We start from the raw sequence: 20,133 nt of genomic DNA, 5'->3' as shown, positions 1-20,133 counted from the left end.
AGTGATCCCGGGGCGTTCGGTATTTTAAGGGCGCGCGCCTAGTGCACCTTGGCCTTGCCGATATCGAGGCCCTCGGCGGACGCTCCGACCTGGATCACCGATCCGTCCTCCAGCTCGCCGGCCAGCAGTTTGCGGGCGATGGGGTCCACGAGGTCCTTCTGGATCACTCGCTTCAGCGGACGCGCGCCATAGACCGGGTCGTAACCCTTCTCGGCCAGCCAATGGGTGGCGGCGCTGTCCAGCGCGATGGACATCCGCCGGTCGGCCAGCAACTTTTCCACCCGCGTGAGCTGGATCTTGACGATGTCGTCCATGGCCCCGCGGCCCAGGCGCTTGAACAGGATGATCTCGTCGATCCGGTTCAGGAACTCCGGCCGGAAGTGCCGGCGGACCACGTCCATGACCATCGGCCGGGCCTCGTCGACATCCTCTCCCTCGGCCTGGTTGGCCAGGAATTCGGAGCCGAGGTTCGAGGTCATGATCAAGATGGTGTTGCGGAAGTCGACCGTACGGCCCTGGCCGTCGGTCAGGCGACCGTCGTCCAGCACCTGCAGCAGGATGTTGAACACGTCGGGGTGGGCCTTCTCCACCTCGTCGAACAGCACCACCTGGTAGGGCCGGCGGCGCACCGCCTCCGTCAGCGCCCCGCCCTCGTCGTAGCCGACATAGCCGGGGGGCGCGCCGATCATCCGGCTGACCGAGTGCTTCTCCATGTACTCGCTCATGTCCATGCGGGTGATGGCCGCCTCGTCGTCGAACATGAAGTCGGCCAGCGTCTTGGTGAGCTCGGTCTTGCCCACACCGGTCGGACCCAGGAACAGGAACGAGCCGATAGGTCGGTTGGGGTCCTGCAGGCCGGCGCGGGCGCGGCGCACGGCGTCGGAGACGGCGACCAGCGCCTCCTCCTGGCCGATGACCCGGCCGCGCAGAGCGTCCTCCATCTGCAGCAGCTTCTCGCGCTCGCCCTCCAGCATCTTCTCGACCGGGATGCCGGTCCAGCGTGAGACGACGGCGGCGATCTGCTCGGCGTCGACCACCTCGGGGCTGATCGGGTCCTCGGCGGCGGCGGCCTCCTCGGTCTCGAGACGGCGCTCCAGGGCGGGGATCTCGCCATAGGCGATCTCCGACGCGCGCTGCAGGTCGCCGCGGCGCTGGACGGTCACCAGTTCGGCGCGCAGCCGGTCGAGGGCCTCGCGGGCCTGGGCGGCGGAGGAGACCTTCTCTTTTTCCGAGCGCCAGCGGGCGGTCATCTCGGCCGATTGGCCTTCCAGGTCGTCGAGCTCTTCTTCCAGCTTCTCCAGCCGGGCCTTGGAGGCCGCGTCGGTCTCCCGCGCCAAGGCCTCGCGCTCGATCTTCAGCTGCACGATGCGCCGGTCGATCTCGTCCAGATCCTCGGGCTTGGAATCCACGGCCATGCGCACCCGGCTGCCGGCCTCGTCGATCAGGTCGATGGCCTTGTCGGGCAAGAAGCGGTCGGCGATGTAGCGGTGCGAGAGGGTCGCGGCGGCCACGATGGCGGCGTCGGAGATGCGCACCCCGTGGTGGACCTCGTACTTCTCCTTCAGGCCACGGAGGATCGAGACAGTGTCCTCCACCGTCGGCTCCGAGACGAACACCGGCTGGAACCGGCGCGCCAGGGCGGCGTCCTTCTCGACGTGCTTGCGGTACTCGTCCAGCGTGGTGGCGCCGACGCAGTGCAGCTCGCCCCGCGCCAGGGCGGGCTTCAGCAGGTTCGAGGCGTCCATCGCCCCGTCCGACTTGCCCGCGCCGACCAGGGTGTGCATCTCGTCGATGAACAGGATGATCGAGCCCTCGGCGGCGGTGACCTCGTTCAGCACCGCCTTCAACCGCTCCTCGAACTCGCCGCGGTACTTCGCGCCCGCGATCAGCGAGCCCATGTCCAGGGAGTGGAGTTGCTTTTCCTTCAGGCTCTCGGGCACGTCGCCATTGACGATACGCAGGGCCAGACCCTCGACGATGGCGGTCTTGCCGACCCCGGGTTCGCCGATGAGGACGGGATTGTTCTTGGTGCGGCGGCTCAGCACCTGGATGGTGCGGCGGATCTCCTCGTCGCGGCCGATGACCGGGTCCAGCTTGCCGTCGCGGGCGGCCTGGGTCAGGTCGCGCGCATAGCGCTTGAGCGCGTCATAGCCTTCCTCGGCCGAGGCGGAATCGGCGGTCTTGCCCTTGCGCATGGCCGTGGCGGCCTCTTCCAGGGCCTTGGCGTTGACGCCGGACTCGCTCAGCACCTTGGCGGCGTCGCCGCCTTCCTTGGCGATGGCGATCAGCAGCCGCTCAGTGGTGACGAAGGCGTCGCCGGCGGTCTTCGCCCCGGCCTCGGCGTCGGCGAAGATGCGCGCCACCTCGGGCGTCATGTAGAGCTGGCCCGAGCCGCCCTCGACCTTGGGCCGCTTGCCCAGCAGGGTGTCGGCGGCCGTGTCGGCGGCTTCGGGGCGGCCGCCGGCGCTCTGGATCAGGGCGCGGCTCAGCCCGTCCTTTTCCTCAAGCAGCACCTTCAGCAGATGCTCGGGCGCGAGTTGCTGGTGGCGCCGCGCAAGCGCGAGGCTTTGGGCCGACTGGATCGCCTGCTTGGCGCGATCGGAATAGAGATCGATGTTCATGACGTCCCCTGGATAGGCGGATTTGCAGGCGTCGCCTTGATCAAGCGCAACGCCGGCATGACCCGATGTAGTGTGGCTTCAACGCCACACAAGGGATCGCGATCCCGCCTAGTCCGGCGGATTATGCTTCTCCAGGAAGGCGACGACCGAGGTCAGCATCTGGAGCCGCGTCTCGCCGCGCGACAGCCAGTGATCCTCCCCCGCCAGGCTCACGAACTCGTGCGACTTTCCGGCCTTCTTCAGTCCATCGGCCATGATCACCGACTGTGCGTAAGGCACCACGGTGTCGTCGCGCCCATGGATCAGCAGGATCGGCGCCTTGATCTTGTCGAGGTGGTCGAGGGGTGAGATCTCCGACAGCTTCGGATCTGACGGCCCCTCCGCGCCCATGAAATTGTTCCAGTACCGCTGCGCGCTCACGCCTCGCTGGGTCCTTGACCAGGCTATGAACTTGCCCAGGTCCGACAATCCCGCGACCGAGGCGGCGCACCTGTAGACGTCAGAATCCAGGGTGGCCCCGGCCAGGGCTGCGTAGCCGCCATAGCTGGCGCCGACGATGCAGACACGCTTCGGATCGATGGTTCCCAGGCCCGCCAGATGCCTCACCCCGTCCGACAGATCGGTCTGCATCTTGCGGCCCCACTGGCCGAAGCCAGCGGACATGAAGTCATGTCCAAAACCGTCCGAACCGCGGAAGTTGACCTGAAGCACCGCATATCCGCGCGACGCCAGCGCCTGCGACCACCAGTCGAATCCCGCCATATCGCGCGCCGCCGGGCCGCCATGCGGTAGGACCACCAGGGGCAGGTCCTTGGCGGCCTTGCCCTTGGGCAGGGTCAGGTAGCCCGACATCCCCAGCCCATCGGCTGCCTTGTAGCTGACCGGACGCACCGGCGAGACCCCGTTCTCCCCCACGCCGGCGTGCTTCGGACCGATCCAGTTGGCCTTCTTGGTTCCCAGGTCGACAAGGGCATAGTCCTGGCCATGGGTCGGCGAGTCCACCAGGACCACCAGCTTGCGCCGGTCATCGGACCAGGAGACGAGACTCACACGTTCTCCCGGATAGGCCGCCTTCACCGCCTTCCAGGCGACCGTGTCCCGCGGCTCGTAAAAGACATAGTCGGTCGTGTCCCCGACCGTGCGCTGATACCCGATCAGCCGGTGGTCCGCGGGATCGCGGAGCGGCATGTCCCCGGACTCCAGGACCTCGTCGCCCAGGACGCCGTCCAGGCGCATCTCGCGCGTGGCATAGTCGCCGTCCTTGATCTCCGAGATCAGGATCGTGTCGGGCGTCCGGCCCAGGCCCATGATGGTCCCCGGGTACTGCAAGGCCGTGCCGCCACGGGCCTCCACCCAGCCCGTGGGCTGCTTGATCTTGACGACCCAACGACCGCTGACCGGATCCCATTCGCTCTCGGCCAGGGCCTCGCCGTCCTTGCCGACCAGCCAGTCGCGGGTGTGGGGATAGCCGGCGTGGATCAGGCGCGATGAGCCGCGTTCCAGCTCCAGCCTGTACAGGGCGATGCGCCCGCGACGCCCTTCGTCGAACTTGACGCCCTCGACGAAGACGAACCGCTCGCCGCCGATGGTCCGGACGGTTGGGTAGCCCACCACGACGTTCATCGCGTCCTTGGCGTCCCGCATGAGCTTGTGGAGCTTCATCTTCTCCAGATCGTAGGCGAACAACATCAGCCACTCGCCGCGCGGCGCCAGCAGGTCCATGACCCTGGCGGTGGTGGAGGTGGTGATCAGAAGGCGCTGGGAGTCCGCCCACCTGAGGTCGCGGACCTTGGCCTCGCCCACCACGACACGCGTGCTCTTGCCGGTCGCGATATCCCGGCTGACGATGACGCGGTTCTCGCCGTCGGTCGCGACCACAGCCAGGCTGGCGCCGTCGGGCGAGATGCTGACGTCCTCGATTGCGGGCAATTTTCCGTACGCTTCAAGGGGCGGCGGCGCCGCCAGCGACGGTCCAGCAAACAGGGCCACGCACAGGGCGGCCAGCAATCGCACGATCATGAACTTCCCCCGAAGGCCACCATCTTGGCCCGAAGCAGGCGCGGCGATCAACCACAAGTCGCGGGGCTATTGCCGGGCCATCTCCGCCTGGCCGACCGCCTCGCCGTCGAGATCCTGCTCTCCGTCCATGGTCACGCTCACCTTCCGCAGCTTGCCGGTGAAGCTGAAGGGCGCCGGATAGTCCCCGACCGCGCTGCCGCGGTCGCGGCCGATATCCAGGCCCGACCAGGAGATCAGGGTGGCGAAGCCCAGATAGGTATGGATCTGGCCGGCCGGCTCGTCGTCGACGGTCAGGGTGAAGGTTCGCCCATCGCCCTGCTTGCAGGTCACGCCCAGCCTGCGCCAGCCGGCCGCGAGGGGCGCCTCGGAACTGACCGTGGCCCGGCTCCCGCCGATATTGATCGTGTGGTGCAGCCGCCCGTCGCGGACGAACAGGCAATAGCCGCAGGTGGCGTCGCCGTGGGCGATCAGCACGCCCTCGCAGCCGGGCTCGATCCTGGCCTCGGCGATGATCCGGTAGTCGCGCGAGCGCACGTCGGGGGCGCAGTCGGTGGGCAGGTGGCCCATGCCCTGGTGGAAAACGAAGCGCTTGCGCGGACCAGAATAGCGCGCGGCGTTCTCGGCGAAGCGGGCGGCGAAACGATCGTCCAGGGGCAGGACTTTGCAGGCCTCCGCCTCCTTCCACCACAGGGCCTGCAGCTCGGCGAGCTTCTCCGGCCGCGCCTGGGCCAGGTCGTCGGTCTCGGAGAAGTCGGCGTCCAGATGGAACAGCTCCCACCGGTCGTCGTCGAACGACAGGCCGGGCGGGTGATAGGCCACCGCCTTCCAACCGTCCTTCCAGAGGCCGCGATGGCCGAACATCTCGAAGTACTGGGCCCGGCCGCGCGCCGGGGCGGCGGGATCGGCCAGGGACGGCGCGAAACTCACCCCCTCCATCGGCATCTGGGCTACGCCGGCGATGCTGTCCGGCGGGGTCAGGCCCAGCAGCTCGAGCAGGGTGGGCGTGAAGTCGCTGGCATGGGCGAACTGGCCCCGCAGCTCGCCGCGCGCCGCGATCCCCCTGGGCCAGGAGATCACCAGCGGATCGCGGATGCCGCCGCCGTGAGTGTTCTGCTTGTAGCGCCGCAGCGGGGTGTTGGACGCCATGGCCCAGCCGTGGGGAAAGTTCGAGTGGCTGTCGGGCCCGCCGATCAGGTCGATCCGCGCCAGCTTTTCCGCCACCGGCTCGGGCTTCATATTGTAGGGGCCCATGGCGTTGACGAAGCCGAACGGGCCGCCCTCCTGGCTCGCCCCATTGTCCGACAGCACCAGGATCAGGGTGTCGTCGCGCAGCTTTGCCTCATCGAGAAACGCGACCAGTCGCGCCAGATGGCGGTCGGCATGGTCGAGCATCCCGGCGAAGGCGCTTTGCAGCCGGGTGAAGATCCGCTGTTCGTCGGGGCTGTGATCGGCCCAGGCCTTCACCCCGTCGTTGCGGTCCGGAAGCCGCGTATCGGGTGGCACGATCCCCAGCGCCTTCTGCCGCGCCAGGCGGCGTTCGCGCTCCACATCCCAGCCGGCCCCGAAGACCGCATCGTAGCTCTCGATGATCTCCTTGGGCGCCTGGTGCGGGGCGTGACAGGCCCCGAAAGCCAGCCACAGCAGCCAGGGCTTGTCCGGCGCATCGGCCACGTGGTCGGCCACATAGCGGATCGACTGGTCCACCAGGTCGGCGGTCAGGTGGTAGCCCTCCGGGTAGGTCGCCGGCGGATCGATCGGCGTGTTGTCGCGCACCAGCTCGGGCGAATACTGGTCCGTCTCGGCGTCCATGAAGCCGTAATAGCGGTCGAAGCCCCGCCCCAGCGGCCAGCCGTCGAACGGGCCCGCCGACCCGGTCTCCGTCAGGGGCGTCGCATGCCACTTGCCGACCATGTAGGTGGAATAGCCGTTGGCGCGAAGCATCTCCGGCAGGGTCCCGGCCTCCCTGGCGATCTTGCCGCGATAGCCGGGGAAGCCGGAGTCGAAATTGGCCAGGCACCCCATCCCCACCGAGTGATGGTTGCGCCCGGTCAGCAGGGCCGCCCGCGTGGTGGAGCACATGGCCGTGGTGTGGAAGCCGGTATAGCGCAGCCCCTGCCCGGCGATGGCGTCGATGGTCGGGGTCCTGATCGGCGAGCCGTAGCAGCCGAAGTCGGAGAAGCCGACATCGTCGAACAGCACCACCAGGATGTTCGGCGCGCCCTTTGGCGGCGCGCGCCGCTCGGGCCAATGCGGAGTCGAGTCCGCCAGCGTCCGACCGATCTTCGCCGCCATCTCAGCGTCCCCTACTTCTGGTTGGCGTAGAGCTTGACGACCTCGTGCAGGAAGTCGCGGCCCTCGTAGAGGGAGCGAACCCGCATCTTCTCGTTCAGTCCGTGGGCGCCGTTGCCCTCCGGCTCGCCGAACAGGCCCGACAGGCCGTAGGTCGGGATGCCGACCGCGTTCAGGAACCGGCCGTCGGTGGCCCCGGTGGCCATGACCGGCACCAAGGGCACGCCGGGCCACATCTTCTTCGACACCTGCTCCACCGGGCCGGTGATGTTCTTGCCCAGCGAGGGCGGCGGCGAGACCGGGCTAGGGACGCCGACCGTGGTCACCTTGATGGCGTCGTCGGCGAGAACCTTGACCAGGGCCTGGCGCACCTCTTCCACGCCCTCGCCCGGGAGGATGCGGCAGTTCACATTGGCCCGCGCCCGCTGCGGCAGGGCGTTGGGCGCGTGGCCGGCGCTGGCCATGGTGGCCACGCAGGTGGTGCGCATCATCGAGTTGCGTCCCGGGTCCTGGGCCACCTTGGCCACCGCCTCGGCGTCGGCCGGGTTCTTGGCGACCGCGGCCATGGCCGCGCCGGACTCCCCGCCCTCGATCACCGCCATGCGCTCGAAATTGCCGCGCACGGCGTCGTTCAGCTTCACCGGGAAGTCGTGCACCCCCAGCCGCGCCAGACCGGAGGCCAAGTGGTAGATGGCGTTGTCGCGGACAGGAACGGACGAGTGGCCGCCCTTGTTGGTCACTTCCAGGGTGTAGTCCTGATAGACCTTCTCCCCAGCCTGAATGCCCAGCGAGACCCGCTTGCCGTCCTTGTCGAGCCGCCCGCCGGCGCCCTCGTTCAGCACGAACTCGGCGTCCATCAGGTCCTTGTGGTTGGCGATCAGGTACTGGACCCCGTTGAAGGTGTCGGGGGTCTCCTCACCGCAGGTGAGCGCCATCTTGAGCGTCCGGCGGGGCTTGAAGCCCTCCTTCTTGTAGCGTGCCAGACTGTCGGTCCAGATGGCGGCCTGGGCTTTGTCGTCGCTGGCGCCGCGGGCGTAGAAGAAGCCGTCCTCTTCCACCAGCTTGAACGGGTCGCGCTCCCAGTCGGCGCGGTTGGCCTCGACCACATCGATATGGGCCAGCAGCAGGATCGGCCTGGCCTTGGGGTTCGAACCCTTCAGCGTGGCGATCAGGGCGCCGTCCTTGGGCCGCTCGGGCGAGGCGATGATCTTCAGGTCCTCGTCGGCGAAGCCGGCGGCCTTCAGCCGGCCAGCCATGGCTTCGGCGGCGGCGGTGCAGCTCCCCGACGAGAGCGTCGTATTGATCTCGATCAGCTCCTTGTAGAGTTCGCGGAAGGCGAGTTGGTCGGGGCGGGGGGTTTGGGCCGCGGCAGGGCCGGCCAGCGCCAACGCCGCGAGCGCCGCGGCGGAAAACAGACGGATCATGGAACACTCCAAGCGAGGTGGAGCGACCCTATGGGGCGGCGATGCGCCAGGCAACGGCCATGCTTGGCGAGGCTCTCCGACCTGTTCCGCCGCCCTCCAGTCCGGGCTTACTTCGAGAGCTGACCCCGCACGGCGCCGCCAGGGAATGCGGCATTGTGAACGTTCACATAGTAGTCCGCCGGGGTCTTCAGGATCTCGAGCGCCAGTTGCCGGGTGACCTCGGCGCAGCCCTTCGACGAGCCCGGCGTCGGAGCCGTCAGTGCGACCACAACCGGTCCGGCCGCGCCAACCGGGGCTTTATGAATGTGGGCCGCCGTGGCCGCCGCGATCCCGGTGACGCTGAGCTCGTAGCAGACCTGCTGCTGGCCGGGATTGATCCGCAGGGTGGCCGTGCCCGAACCGTCCGGATCGCCGGGTGTCGGAGCTTCCGCCGCACCGGTCAGCGCGACGCTGATGGGACGGCCCCCCTCCTGTGCAAAGGCGGAGGGGCCTCCGACGATTGCAAGCGCGGCGCCGATGGTCAGGGCGGGCAGAACATTCGAGAGTCGTGAAGCACGCATAGTAAACCTCCCAGGCTGGACGCTCGTGGCGTCTGGATTGTCGTGCTGTCGACAACGTTCCGCGGCCCGCCTCGTTCATCGGGAGCAGCCGCGACCTCAGTTCATCTCGGATTTCTTCGGAGCTGCGGGCGGCAGGGGGGCGATCCTCACACCGTCCTCGGTGAGCGCCTTGACCTCGGCGGGCGTGGCCTCGCCGTAGATGCCGCGGTCCTCCGAGCGCCCCTCGTGGATGGCGCGGGCCTCCCCGGCGAAGGCGTCGCCCATATAGTCGAAGTTCTCCTCCACGTGGCGGCGCACCTGGCCCATGGCCTCCATCACCATGGAGCGCATCGGCGCCGGCAGGTCGGGCGTGTTGCGCTTCGTGCCGGCCAGGTTGGGGGCCATGATCTGCTTGACCACCGCCTTGGAGTCGCAGACCGGGCAGGCCACCAAGCCGCGGGCCAGCTGATCGTCGAAGGCCTCCGACGACCCGAACCAGCCCTCGAACTCATGGGCGGCCGCGCAGGCCAGGGCGTAGCGGATCATGGAATAGATATGGGGGCTTCGAAGGCCATCGCATTGGCGAGCGCCGGGATCGCCGCACGGGCCTTGCCCACGGCGGCCAGGTCCAGGTCGACCACCAGGACTCCGGGCTCGTCGTGATCCAGCTTGCCGTGCACCTCGCCCCACGGGCCGATGGCGATGGTCCGGCCGTAGGTGCCGCGGCCGTCCTCGTGGAAGCCGCCCTGAGCCGGGGCCAGGACGAAGCTGCCGGTCTCGATGGCCCGGGCGCGCAGCAGGATCTCCCAGTGGGCCTCGCCGGTCGGCCGGGTGAAGGCCGCCGGGGTGACGATCACCTCGGCGCCGGCCAGGGCCAGGGCCCGGTAGAGGGCCGGGAAGCGGACATCGTAGCAGATGGTCAGACCGAGCTTCATCTCGGCGGCCTGCACCGCCACCGCCCGGTCGCCGGGCTCGTAGACCGCGCTCTCCCGCGCCGTCTCGCCGGTGGGCAAATCAACATCAAACATATGGATTTTGTCATATGTCGCAGTGATTTCACCGCGCGGTGAAATCAGCGCCGATCGGTTGGCCGCCTTGCCGTCCTCGCGTTTGACCAGGGCCGAACCGATCAACACACCTATCGAAAGTTCGTTTGCAAGAGCCTGCAGGCCCCGCACCACGGGATCGTCTTCCAACGCGGTGAGCTGGGGCAGCAGGGCCGCCTTGTCCCGCTGGAGAATATTCGTCCCCTCGGGGGTGGCGACGAAGGTCGCGCCCTGGGCGGCGGCCTCGCGCACAAGAGGCGCCACATGGGCCAGCGCCGCGGCGTGGGTGGCGGGTGTGCGGGTCTGGATCAGTCCGACGCGAAGGCTCATGCCGTGAGCGTTAGGTCAGACGCGCGCCCGGCTCAAGCTCAGGCGGCGAGGAGCGCGTCCAGCTTACCGTCGTATTCGAGGGCCATCATGTCGTCGCAGCCGCCGATGTGACGCTCATTGATGAAGATCTGCGGGAAGGTCGCCCGACCACCCGAACGCTGGATCATCTCCTGGCGCTTGGCGGGATCGAAGGCGGCCTCGATCTCCGTGAAGGGCGCGCCCTTCTTCTCCAGCAGCGAAACCGCGCGGATGCAGTAGGGGCAGTAGGGCTTCGTGTAGATGGTGATCTGGGCCATGGCTCAATGAACGCAGCAGAATCCTAAGAGCTTCATATGGGGCGGTTCGCGGATTCTTTCACCCTCGCGATGACCGTCACATCGACGCAGGCGGCTCCCGCGGCCAGCAGGGCGCGCGAACAGCCTTCCAAAGTGGCGCCCGTGGTCATGACGTCATCAATGAGCAGGATGCGCTTGCCCGCCACCTGGGCCGCGCGGCGCGCCGGCACACCGAAGGCCGCGGCCACGTTGCGCCGCCGGCCGGAACCGGACTTGCCGCCCTGGGTCCCCGTGGCCCGCAGCCGCACCAGGGCGTCGGGGAGATAGGCCACGCCCGCAAGGCGGCTGAGCGGTCGGGCGACTTCGGCGGCCTGGTTGTAGCGCCGGCCCAGCAGGCGGCTTGGATGCAGCGGCACCGGGGCGATGGCGTCGGCCTCGGCGAGCAGGTCGCGGGCCGCCCGCGACAGCCAGCGGGCGAACAGCGGCGCGAGGTCCGTGCGGTCGGCGTGCTTCAGCTGCAGGATCGGGCCGCGTGAGGCGTCGTCATATAGGCAAGCGGCGCGGGCCCGACCGAAGGCCCTGGGCTTGGCCTGGCAGTCCGCGCAGCGCACACCCTCCCCCTGGTCGTACTCGAACGGCGTGCCGCAGCCGTCACACAGCGGCCCGTCGATGAAACTGATCCGGCTCCAGGCCTCGGCCGAAAAGCCCGGCGACTGCGGCAGAGGACCGGCGTCGAGGGATTGCGGTGGGAAAATGAGGTCCAGCGCGGTACGAACCGCGGCCTCCAGGCCCGGTTTCCATCGGCCCACCGCGTCATCATCTTTCGGAAACAATGTCCGTTCCGCCCCGCCTCTTCGACCGCGCCCTGCTGCGCACCCGCCTCGATCGCGCCGCTGCGGTTTATCGCGGCGCCGACTTCCTGAAGCGCCGGGCCGCCGAGGACGCCGTGGTCCGTCTCGAGGCGATCATGCGCGAGTTCCCGCGCGCCGTCGACCTAGGGTCGAGGACAGGCGCCTTCCGCGAGGCCCTAGCGCAGAGCGACGCCCAGGCGCGCGTGGGTCTGCTGATCGAGGCCGACCTGTCGGCGAAGATGCTGGCCGGCCGCCCAGGCCTCCGGCTGGTGGCGGACGAGGAGCGCCTGCCCTTCGCCTTCGGCAGTCTCGACCTGGTGGTCTCGACGCTCGCCCTGCACTGGACCAATGACGTGGTCGGCGCCCTGATCCAGATCCGCCGGGCGCTGAAGCCGGACGGCCTGTTCATCGGCTCGATGCTGGGCGGGGCGACGCTCACCGAGCTGCGGCGCTCGCTGCTCGACGCCGAGGCTGAGCTGACCGGCGGGGCCGGCCCCCGCGTCTCGCCCTTCGCCGACGCCTATGACGCCGCGGGTCTCCTGCAGCGCGCCGGCTTCGCCCTGCCGGTGGCCGATGTCGACCGGGTCATCGTCCGCTACGCCCATCCGCTGAAGCTGCTGGCCGATCTGCGGGCCATGGGCGAGACCAGCGTGCTGGCCGAACGCCATCCCAAGCCGCTGACCCGAGGGGTGCTGGCGCGGGCCTTCGAGCTCTATGTGGCGCGCTTCGCCGAGCCGGACGGCCGGATCCCGGCCACCTTCGAGATACTCACCCTGACAGGCTGGTCGCCCGATCCCAGCCAGCAGAAGCCGCTGAAGCCCGGCTCGGCCAAGATGCGCCTGGCCGACGCCCTGGGCGTGGTTGAGAACCCCCTGCCCCGCGACGACGACTAGGCGGTCCGCTCGCCCGCCAGCGCGGAGAAGGCGGCGTGGATCACCTCGTCAGGGACGAGCTCCGGGGTCAGGAACCGCTGGAACAGCAGGCCCTCGGTCATGGCGTTGATCACCCGGACCAGGGTGTCCGCCGGCATCGGCAGCTCGGTTTCGTCGAATACGGTCCTCAGCCAGCCGGCGCCGGAGTCGTAGCCCTTGGCCATGGCGTCGCGGAACTGGACCCGGACCTCCTCATGGTTCAGGGCGTAGGCCCGGAACCGCAGCGCCCCAGGCGCCGCCACTCGCCGCTCGGGAAGGGCCGCTATGACCGCCTCGGCCATGGCGGCCATCAGTTCGGCGAAACTGAAGCCGGGCCTGTAGGCCGGCCGGATGGGCGCCCACTGCCGCTCGGCCGTGGCCATGAACAGCTCATCGCGGTTCTTGAAGTTGCCGTAGATCGCCCCGGTGGTCATGCCGGCCCGCAGCGCCACATCCTCCAGGGTCGTGCGCTCGAAGCCTTTTTCCCGGGTCAGGTCGCGGGCGGCGTCGATGAGCTTGGCGCGGGTGCGGGCGCGCTTGTCGCCCTTGGGCCGTCCCCGGGCCGTCTCGCCTGTGGCGTCGGTGGTCATCGAATCGAAAACTAGGCCATTGCCAATTTTATAGGAAGGCTATTTTATAATTCACCTATCTTCTGGGATATGTGGGGCCGAGATGAGTGCGAAAGACCCGATCGCGGCCGCCCTCGAGGCCTATGTGGACGCCGACCAGCTGGCCGGGGCCGCGACGCTGGTGTGGCGCGGCGGCAAGGTGGTCCAGACCGCCGCGGTCGGCTGGCGGGACATGGAGGCGGCGGAGCTGCTCGAACGCGACGCGATCTTCCGCATCGCCTCGATGACCAAGCCGATCACCTCGACGGCGGCGATGATGCTGTTCGAGGAAGGCGCCTTCGACCTGGACGACCCCATCTCCCGCTGGGCGCCGGAGTTCGCCGCGATGCGCGTCCTGCGCGCGCCCGACGGACCGCTGGACGAGACCGATCCGGCGGAACGCGAGATCACCTTCGAAGACCTGCTGACCCATCGCTCGGGCGTGACCTATGGCGACTTCCACGCCGGCCCGATCGCCAAGGCCTACTTCGCCGCGCTCGGCAGCGACATCGACAGCCATCTGGCGCCCGACGACTGGATCGCCGCCCTGGCCGCCCTGCCTCTGATCGACCAGCCCGGCGCGGGCTTCCACTATGGCCACTCCACCCACCTGCTCGGCCTGCTGATCGCCCGCATCGAGGGCGCGCCGCTGAACGAGGTGCTCCAGCGCCGGATCTTCACGCCCCTGGGCATGAAGGACACTGGCTTCACCGTCCCGGCCGAGAAGCGCCAGCGGCGCGCACAGATGTACGGCTTCGACGCGGCCGGGCGCCTGTTCCCTCGCCCGCTGGGGACCAAGGACGCCGGCGCCTTGCTGGCCGAGCGCCCCGTCGACATGGCGAATGTCTCCGGCGGCGGGGGCCTTTGGTCGACCCTGGACGACTATCTCGCCTTCGCGCGGATGTTCGTCGGCCAGGGCGCGGTGGACGGGGTGCGGCTGGTGGCGCCGGAGACCCTGGCCCTGATGACCGCCAACCGCCTGACCGAGCAGCAGCGCGCCAGGGCCGAGAACTTCGGCCTGCCGCTCTTCACCGCCCACGGGTTCGGGCTGGGGGGCGTGGCCGTCGTTATGGACCCCGACAACGCAGCGGTGACCCGCTGCAAGGGCGGCGTCGGCACGGTGGGCTGGCCCGGCGCCTATGGCGGCTGGTGGCAGGCCGATCCCACCGACGGCTCGGTGATGATCTTCCTGGCGCACAACATCTTCGAACTGGAGCAGCTCGCCCAGGGGATCGGGCTCGGGGTCTATGGCGCGATCACGGAGTTCCACGCCCTGGCGTCGGGGATGTCCCTCGAAGCTTGAGGTTCGGCCCCGGCGCCCTGCCTAAGAGCTGGGCTATTCGCCGCACTGTCACGGATCGGGACCACATTCGGGTCGCATTTTGACCGCGGCCGGGTTTTATCCACGCCGACCCCAACCCAGGAGCATTGATCGATGCGGACTTCCATCATGGCCGCCGGCCTCTTCGCGGCGCTGGCCTGCGCTTCCGTCGCCCAGGCCCAGACGCCCGCCCCGGCGCCCGCCGCCGCCCCCGCCGCCGGCGGCTTCACGGACGACGAGCTGAAGGCGTTCGGCGGAGCCATGACCGAGGTCTCCAAGATCAATGCCGAGTTCAGCCCCAAGATGACGGGCGCCGACGGCCCCACCAAGATCTCCGTCCAGCGCGAAATGATCGCCAAGATGAGCGCCGCGGTGCAGGCCAGCGGCCTGACGCCGGCGAAGTACAATGAGATCTCCGCCGCGGTTCAGAAGGATCCGGCCCTGCGCCAGCACCTGACCGAAGTGCTGAACGCCCAGCCGGCGGCCTAGGACTTCGGGGCGGACGGACGCCGCGCGGCGTCCAGTTCGATGACGATGTCCGCCCGCCCCGGCATTTCTTCCAGGATCCAGCGGGTCAGCCGCTCATAGTGGGCGATGAAATCGGCGACCTGGTCGTCGCTCATCGTCCGGGCGGCGTCTCCGCCCTCGCGGGCCAGGCGCGCGCGTAGCCTGCGCTCCTGCTCGCGGCGCCACTCCAGCACCACCTCGAATCCTGGCGCTCGCAGCAGGACCTGCAGGCCGATGCGGCCGAAGAGGTTCTGGTAGGGACCCGCCAGGGCGGCGTTGGCGAAGCCCCGCCACGTCCCGTCCGGGTCACGCGTCCGCTCCAGGTCATTGACCGGCGTGGCCAGGGCCCCGACGTTCTGCGGCCGCGCGCCGACGCACCAGCCTTCGAACAGGATCACGTCGGCCGGGCCTTCGAAGCGCGGCCAGTCGGCACGGGGCCGCCGGTCGTCGCGGGCCTTGTCGAAGGCCGGCAGCGCGACCTCGCCGGGACGCCGCAGGGCCTCGATCAGGGCGAGGCCCAGGGCCATGTCGTGGGTGCCGGGAACGCCGCGCGTGGCGAGCAGCGGATGGACGTCGCGGGCCAGGGCCTGCCGCTCAGCATGGGTCAGGTAGAGGTCGTCCAGCGAAAACAGGGCGACCTTCAGGCCGCTATCCTCCAGCAGGCGCCGGGTCACCGCGGCCAGGGCCGACTTGCCGATGGCCTGGGCGCCGCAGATCCCGACGACCAAGCCTGGCTCCACCCGGGCTCGGGCGGCGATCGCCTCGGCCAGTGGGATGCAGATGGCCCGCGCTGTCGGGGCGAACTCCGAGGGCAGGGATTCCGCCGCGATGAAATCGGCCAGCCAGTCGCTCACCTGGCGGCCTGCTCGGCGATGCGGGCGGCCAGGTCCTTGAGCTGGCGCCTGCGCGGCGAGGCGGTGCGCCAGGCGAGCGCGATGGTGCGGCTGGGCTGCGGATCGGAGAACCGCGCCAGGACGATGCGCGGATCGGCCAGGGCGTCGGCCGCCATGGCCGGCAGCAGGGTCACCCCCTGGCCGTGGGCCACCAGCTGAACCAAGGTGGTGAGCGACGTGGCCCCGAAGGTCGACAGGTCGCTGATCTCGCAGGCGCCCAGGGCCTGGTCACGCAGGCAGTGGCCTTCCTCCAGCAGCAGCAGGCGATCGGGCGGCAGGTCGCGTGGCGATGCCGCCGCGACCGGATCGTCGGCGGGGCTGGCCAACAGGAAGGCGTCCTCGAACAGGGCCACGGCCTCGATCCCGTCGCCGGCCAGCGGCAGGGCGGCGATCACCGCGTCCAGTTCGCCGCCCGCCAGCTCGGCCATCAGCACAGCCGTCTGGGTCTCGCGGACCTTGAGGTCCAGGCCAGGCATGGCGGCCTGCAGGAGCGGCAGCAGGCGCGGCAGCAGATAGGGCGCCACGGAGGGGATGATCCCCAGCGCCAGGCGCTGGGCGCGGTCGCCGCGCCGTTCGCGGGCGAAGTCCTCCAAGTCCTTGACCCCGGCGTTGAGCGCCCGGGCCCGCTGCGCCAGTTCGACCCCTTCCTCCGTGAGGACGGCGCCGGTCCGACCCCGCTCGACCAGGGGCAGGTCGAGCTCGGCCTCCAATTCCTTGATCTGCATGGAAAGCGCCGGCTGGGTCACGTGGCAGGCGGCGGCGGCCCGCCCGAAGTGGCCGTGTTCGGCCAGGGCGGCGAGGTAGCGGAGCTGTCTCAAGGTCGGCATGGCGATAAGCTAACCTGATCACTGGCGTCTGTGAACTGATTGGACCTGATGACGCGCGAGGCAGACCCTGGCCTCCACTTCAGGAGGAAAACCATGACTGAGCGACTGACCACCACCGCGGGGGCCCCGGTTCCCGACAACCAGAACTCGCTCAGCGCCGGGCCGCGCGGCCCGCTCCTGATGCAGGACTACCAGCTGATGGAAAAGCTGGCGCACCAGAACCGCGAGCGCATTCCCGAACGGGTGGTCCACGCCAAGGGCTCGGCCGCCTACGGGACCTTCCGGGTCACGCAGGACATCAGCCACTTTTCCAAGGCCAGGCTGTTCGGCGCGGTCGGCAAGGAGACCGAGGTGCTGCTGCGCTTCTCCACCGTGGCCGGCGAGCGCGGCGCGGCCGACGCCGAGCGCGACGTGCGCGGCTTCGCGCTGAAGTTCTACTCCGAGGAGGGCAACTGGGACCTGGTGGGCAACAACACGCCGGTCTTCTTCATCCGCGACCCGATGAAGTTCCCCGACTTCATTCGCACCCAGAAGCGCCATCCGGTCTCGAACCTGCGCTCGCCGACCGCCATGTGGGACTTCTGGAGCCTGTCGCCGGAGAGCCTGCACCAGGTCACGATCCTGTTCTCCGATCGCGGACAGCCGGACGGCTACCGGTTCATGCACGGCTTCGGCAGCCACACCTATTCGTTCCTCAATGCCGCCGGTGAGCGCCACTGGGTGAAGTTCCACTTCAAGAACCTGGCCGGAATCCGCAACCTGGCCAACGACCAGGCCGCCGCCACCATCGCCGCCGACCGCGAGAGCGCCCAGCGCGACCTGTTCGAGGCCATCGAGGCCGGCGACTTCCCGCGCTGGCGGGTCTGCGTGCAGATCATGACCGAGGCGGAGGCCGAGCTCACCCCCTACGACCCGTTCGACCTGACCAAGGTCTGGCCGCACGCGGACTTCCCGCTGATCGAGGTCGGGGTCCTGGAGCTGAACCGCAATCCGGACAACTATTTCGCCGAGGTGGAGCAGGCCTCGTTCAGTCCGTCCAACATCGTGCCGGGCATCGGCTTCTCGCCGGACAAGGTGCTGCAGGGCCGTCTTTTCGCCTATGCCGACGCCCACCGCTACCGGATCGGCACCCACTACGAAGCCCTGCCGGTGAACCGCCCGAAGTCGCCGGTGGCCCACTACCACATGGACGGCGCCATGCGCTTCGACGCCCCGCCCCGCACCGACGCCTACTACGAGCCCAACTCGTTCGGCGGGCCGAAGGAGGACCCGAGCGTGGCCGAGCCGCCGCTGCGGATCGCGGGCGACGCCGACCGGTTCAACCATCGGACCGGCAATGACGACTACACCCAGCCCGGGAACCTGTTCCGCCTGATGAACCCGGAACAGCAGGCGCTGCTGATGGACAATATCGCCGGCGCCATGGCTCCGGTCCCCGAGGCGATCCAGCGCCGCCAGGTCGAGCACTTCCGCCGCGCCGATCCCGCATATGGGGCGGGCGTCGCCCAGCGGCTGGGGCTGTCGGAAGGCGCCATCGCCGCGGAATAGCCCGGCGGGAGGGGCCCGCGGCGTACTCCCAACGCCGCGGGCCTTCTGCTATTCGCCGATCAGGTGCAGCAGGGCCTGACGCATCGCACTAGGCCGCCGGGAGTCTATTCGTCCGTCTCCCGGTGTTTCGCCCGCTGGCGCATCGCCTTCTCGCGCTGGATCCAGACCTTGCGGGCCTGGGAGGCGGCGGCCGGGCTCTCCTTGCGGTCCAGGTGGGCGAGTTCGCGCTGCAGCTTGCCGTAGGCCTCCCAGCGCTCCGCGTCGAGTTCACCGCTTTCCAGGGCCGCGCGGACGGCGCAGCCCGGCTCGGCGCCGTGCCCGCAGTCGCGGAACCTGCAGTGCGCCGCGAGCGCCTCGACCTCCGTTTCAAGGTCTCCGAAGGTGGCCGCCAGTCCCGTGTCGGCGTTCCAGAGGCCCAGCTCGCGCATGCCGGGCGTGTCCAGCACCAGGGCCCCGCTGGGCAACAGGACCAGTTCGCGATGGGTGGTGGTGTGGCGGCCGCGCGCGTCGTCCTCCCGGATCTCCCTGGTGTGCATCAGCTCCCGGCCCGCCAGCGCATTGACCAGGGTCGACTTGCCGACCCCGGAAGAGCCCAGCAGCACGGCGGTCTCGCCCGGCTTCAGCAGCGCGGCCAGGTCGGCCATGCCCTCCCCGGTCACCGCCGAGACAACGTGGACCTCGACCCCGTGGGCGATGGCCTTGATTTCCTCGATCAGCGGCGCGGGATCCTCGCAGGTGTCGGCCTTGGTGAGAACCACCACCGGCCGGGCGCCGCTCTCCCAAGCGGTGGCGAGATAGCGCTCGATCCGCCGCGGATTGAGGTCGGCGTTGAGCGAGGCGACCAGCAGGGCCAGGTCGATATTGGCGGCCACCACCTGGGCCCGCCCGCCATTGGCTTCCCGGCGGACGAAGCTGGTGGAGCGCGGCAGCAGTGCCTGGATCATCACCGGGCCCTCGTCGGCTGGCGGGGTGACGGCCACCCAGTCGCCCGCCACGGGATAGCCCGTCGCCTCCGCCTCGAAGTGGAAGCGGCCGGACAGTTCGCCGACGACTTCGCCGGTTTCGATGACGAGACCGTAGTGGCCGCGCTGTTGGACGGTGACGCGGGCCGGGATCAGTCCCCGGGCGGCGTGTTCATGAAAGAGTCGCTGGAGGGCGTCGCTCCAGCCGTAAGTGTCGAGCAATGCTGGACATCCTTGGATCGGAAAGCCTGGTCAGGCGACCGCCGGCGGAGCCCGAAATGTCAGGCAGGCCTCTGGGCGGCGCGGCGAGGGGCGCGGACGAAGACACTCATGTCGAAACCCCTCCTTTCCGGTCATTTGGACGGATGGAGGCTAGGCGCGGTCGGCGCGGGCGTCAAGGAAACGCCCGGTCGGCCTAGCCGCCGAAGAAGGCGCGCGCCGCGTCCGAGACGGTGAGCGCCACGTCGGCGATCTCGCCCTCATAGGACCCGAAAGCGCTGAGCGCGCCCATGGAGACCAGGCCCGCCACCACCGCATAGATCACCAGGGTGGCGCCGCCGGTGTCGCTGAGCAGGGACTTCAGATCAGGTCGCGCAACCAGGCCACCAGGGGCGCGTCGGCCGGCGGCATCGGATAGTCGGCGAGTTTCGCGGGTTTCACCCATGCGACGGCCTCGTGTTCCTTGGCCGTCACAAAGCCTTCCCAGCGACGGACGAGGTAGAGTGGCATCATCAGGTGAAAGCTTTCGTAACCGTGGCTGGCGAATACGAAGGGCGCCAGGCAGGCGTGGGTGACCTTGATGCCCAGTTCCTCGTCCAGCTCGCGGATCAGGCATTCCTCGGGGGTCTCGCCGGGCTCGACCTTGCCGCCCGGAAACTCCCAAAGGCCGGCAAGCTGCTTGCCCTGCGGCCTCTGACAGATCAGCACCCGGCCCTCGGAGTCCACGAGGGCGGCGGCGGCGACGAACAGCATGGGTTTGGCCATGCCGTTTCCTCGCCGCCTCGCGCGCGAAATGCAACCGACGAGGCCGAATCCGGGCGGCCGAAGGGCTCCACGGTCGAGGTGAGCCTCCCCCGAAAACCCCCGGCCGACGCAATCTCGGATCACCTTCCGAAAAATTAGGCGAACGATCTTGCCGGAATTTAATAGCCGTGCGCTGATG

At 69.2% G+C, this 20,133-nt stretch carries 19 protein-coding genes; 4 read left to right on the top strand and 15 right to left on the bottom strand.

The genetic code is table 11. The features are described 5' to 3' along the window. Positions 1-38: 38 nt before the first annotated feature. The 9 genes from clpB to M9M90_RS05545 form a co-directional block, all read right to left on the bottom strand. On the bottom strand, positions 39-2,621 hold the full coding sequence (clpB, locus tag M9M90_RS05585; protein WP_254836177.1) for an ATP-dependent chaperone ClpB: 2,583 nt from the start codon (positions 2,619-2,621) through the stop codon (positions 39-41). A gap of 108 nt (positions 2,622-2,729) precedes the next feature. Further along, a complete protein-coding gene (locus M9M90_RS05580) occupies positions 2,730-4,640 on the bottom strand; it encodes a S9 family peptidase (RefSeq protein WP_254836176.1) in 1,911 nt (636 codons plus the stop codon). Between the two features lie 66 nt (positions 4,641-4,706). Next, entirely contained in the window at positions 4,707-6,932 is a 2,226-nt protein-coding gene (locus M9M90_RS05575) for a sulfatase-like hydrolase/transferase (protein ID WP_254836175.1), read from the bottom strand. Between the two features lie 11 nt (positions 6,933-6,943). Beyond that, positions 6,944-8,353, bottom strand: coding sequence for a M20/M25/M40 family metallo-hydrolase (locus M9M90_RS05570; protein ID WP_254836174.1), 1,410 nt, complete (start codon positions 8,351-8,353; stop codon positions 6,944-6,946). 107 nt (positions 8,354-8,460) lie between these two features. Continuing rightward, the gene (locus tag M9M90_RS05565) at positions 8,461-8,913 is read right to left on the bottom strand and encodes a CHRD domain-containing protein (protein WP_254836173.1); all 453 of its coding nucleotides are present in this window, start codon (positions 8,911-8,913) and stop codon (positions 8,461-8,463) included. 96 nt (positions 8,914-9,009) lie between these two features. Further along, entirely contained in the window at positions 9,010-9,438 is a 429-nt protein-coding gene (locus M9M90_RS05560) for a DUF1178 family protein (protein ID WP_254836172.1), read from the bottom strand. Then, entirely contained in the window at positions 9,435-10,268 is an 834-nt protein-coding gene (locus M9M90_RS05555; protein ID WP_254836171.1) for a carbon-nitrogen hydrolase family protein, read from the bottom strand. Before M9M90_RS05555 ends, M9M90_RS05560 begins: the two co-directional genes overlap by 4 nt. Positions 10,269-10,306: 38 nt before the next feature. Next, positions 10,307-10,564, bottom strand: coding sequence for a glutaredoxin 3 (grxC, locus tag M9M90_RS05550; RefSeq protein WP_254836170.1), 258 nt, complete (start codon positions 10,562-10,564; stop codon positions 10,307-10,309). Positions 10,565-10,596: 32 nt separating this feature from the next. Beyond that, a complete protein-coding gene (locus M9M90_RS05545; protein ID WP_254836169.1) occupies positions 10,597-11,376 on the bottom strand; it encodes a ComF family protein in 780 nt (259 codons plus the stop codon). On the opposite strand from M9M90_RS05545, the gene M9M90_RS05540 reads away from it, so the two are divergent. After that, entirely contained in the window at positions 11,376-12,287 is a 912-nt protein-coding gene (locus M9M90_RS05540) for a methyltransferase domain-containing protein (protein WP_254836168.1), read from the top strand. The two genes, M9M90_RS05545 and M9M90_RS05540, sit on opposite strands and share 1 nt — an antisense overlap. Here the strand turns inward: M9M90_RS05540 and M9M90_RS05535 are convergent. Continuing rightward, positions 12,284-12,895, bottom strand: coding sequence for a TetR/AcrR family transcriptional regulator (locus tag M9M90_RS05535; protein WP_254836167.1), 612 nt, complete (start codon positions 12,893-12,895; stop codon positions 12,284-12,286). The two genes, M9M90_RS05540 and M9M90_RS05535, sit on opposite strands and share 4 nt — an antisense overlap. 82 nt (positions 12,896-12,977) lie before the next feature. Here M9M90_RS05535 and M9M90_RS05530 point away from each other — a divergent pair, with 82 nt between their 5' ends. Both M9M90_RS05530 and M9M90_RS05525 read left to right on the top strand, forming a co-directional pair. Next, positions 12,978-14,216: a serine hydrolase gene (locus tag M9M90_RS05530; RefSeq protein WP_254836166.1), complete on the top strand. Its 1,239-nt coding sequence runs from the start codon at positions 12,978-12,980 to the stop codon at positions 14,214-14,216. A 132-nt stretch (positions 14,217-14,348) separates the two neighbouring features. Next, positions 14,349-14,723 (top strand): DUF4168 domain-containing protein, encoded by a 375-nt coding sequence (locus M9M90_RS05525; RefSeq protein ID WP_254836165.1) that lies wholly within the window; start codon positions 14,349-14,351, stop codon positions 14,721-14,723. On the opposite strand, the gene M9M90_RS05520 is transcribed toward M9M90_RS05525, so the two are convergent. Together M9M90_RS05520 and M9M90_RS05515 are read right to left on the bottom strand one after the other, a co-directional pair. Next, positions 14,720-15,595 carry a kinase gene (locus M9M90_RS05520; RefSeq protein WP_254836164.1) on the bottom strand — a complete coding sequence of 292 codons (876 nt, stop codon included), beginning with the start codon at positions 15,593-15,595 and terminating at the stop codon, positions 14,720-14,722. The two genes, M9M90_RS05525 and M9M90_RS05520, sit on opposite strands and share 4 nt — an antisense overlap. Further along, entirely contained in the window at positions 15,592-16,461 is an 870-nt protein-coding gene (locus tag M9M90_RS05515) for a hydrogen peroxide-inducible genes activator (RefSeq protein ID WP_254836163.1), read from the bottom strand. The genes M9M90_RS05520 and M9M90_RS05515 overlap by 4 nt, the downstream gene beginning before the upstream one ends. Before the next feature lie 93 nt (positions 16,462-16,554). On the opposite strand from M9M90_RS05515, the gene M9M90_RS05510 reads away from it, so the two are divergent. Beyond that, on the top strand, positions 16,555-18,009 hold the full coding sequence (locus M9M90_RS05510) for a catalase (RefSeq protein ID WP_254836162.1): 1,455 nt from the start codon (positions 16,555-16,557) through the stop codon (positions 18,007-18,009). Positions 18,010-18,113: 104 nt separating this feature from the next. Here M9M90_RS05510 and rsgA read toward each other — a convergent pair whose 3' ends face one another. The 3 genes from rsgA to mutT all read right to left on the bottom strand — a co-directional run bounded on the left by rsgA (position 18,114) and on the right by mutT (position 19,955). Beyond that, positions 18,114-19,193 carry a ribosome small subunit-dependent GTPase A gene (gene rsgA / locus M9M90_RS05505; protein WP_254836161.1) on the bottom strand — a complete coding sequence of 360 codons (1,080 nt, stop codon included), beginning with the start codon at positions 19,191-19,193 and terminating at the stop codon, positions 18,114-18,116. Between the two features lie 193 nt (positions 19,194-19,386). Beyond that, positions 19,387-19,515 (bottom strand): hypothetical protein, encoded by a 129-nt coding sequence (locus M9M90_RS21130; protein WP_256549234.1) that lies wholly within the window; start codon positions 19,513-19,515, stop codon positions 19,387-19,389. Between the two features lie 35 nt (positions 19,516-19,550). Further along, positions 19,551-19,955 (bottom strand): 8-oxo-dGTP diphosphatase MutT, encoded by a 405-nt coding sequence (gene mutT / locus M9M90_RS05500; protein WP_254836160.1) that lies wholly within the window; start codon positions 19,953-19,955, stop codon positions 19,551-19,553. Positions 19,956-20,133: the final 178 nt, after the last annotated feature.

This window comes from Phenylobacterium sp. LH3H17, from assembly GCF_024298925.1.
In the GTDB taxonomy this organism is placed as follows: Bacteria; Pseudomonadota; Alphaproteobacteria; order Caulobacterales; family Caulobacteraceae; genus Phenylobacterium.
Note: the sequence above shows the minus strand (reverse complement) of the source record. Positions and strands in the feature narration are given on the sequence as shown.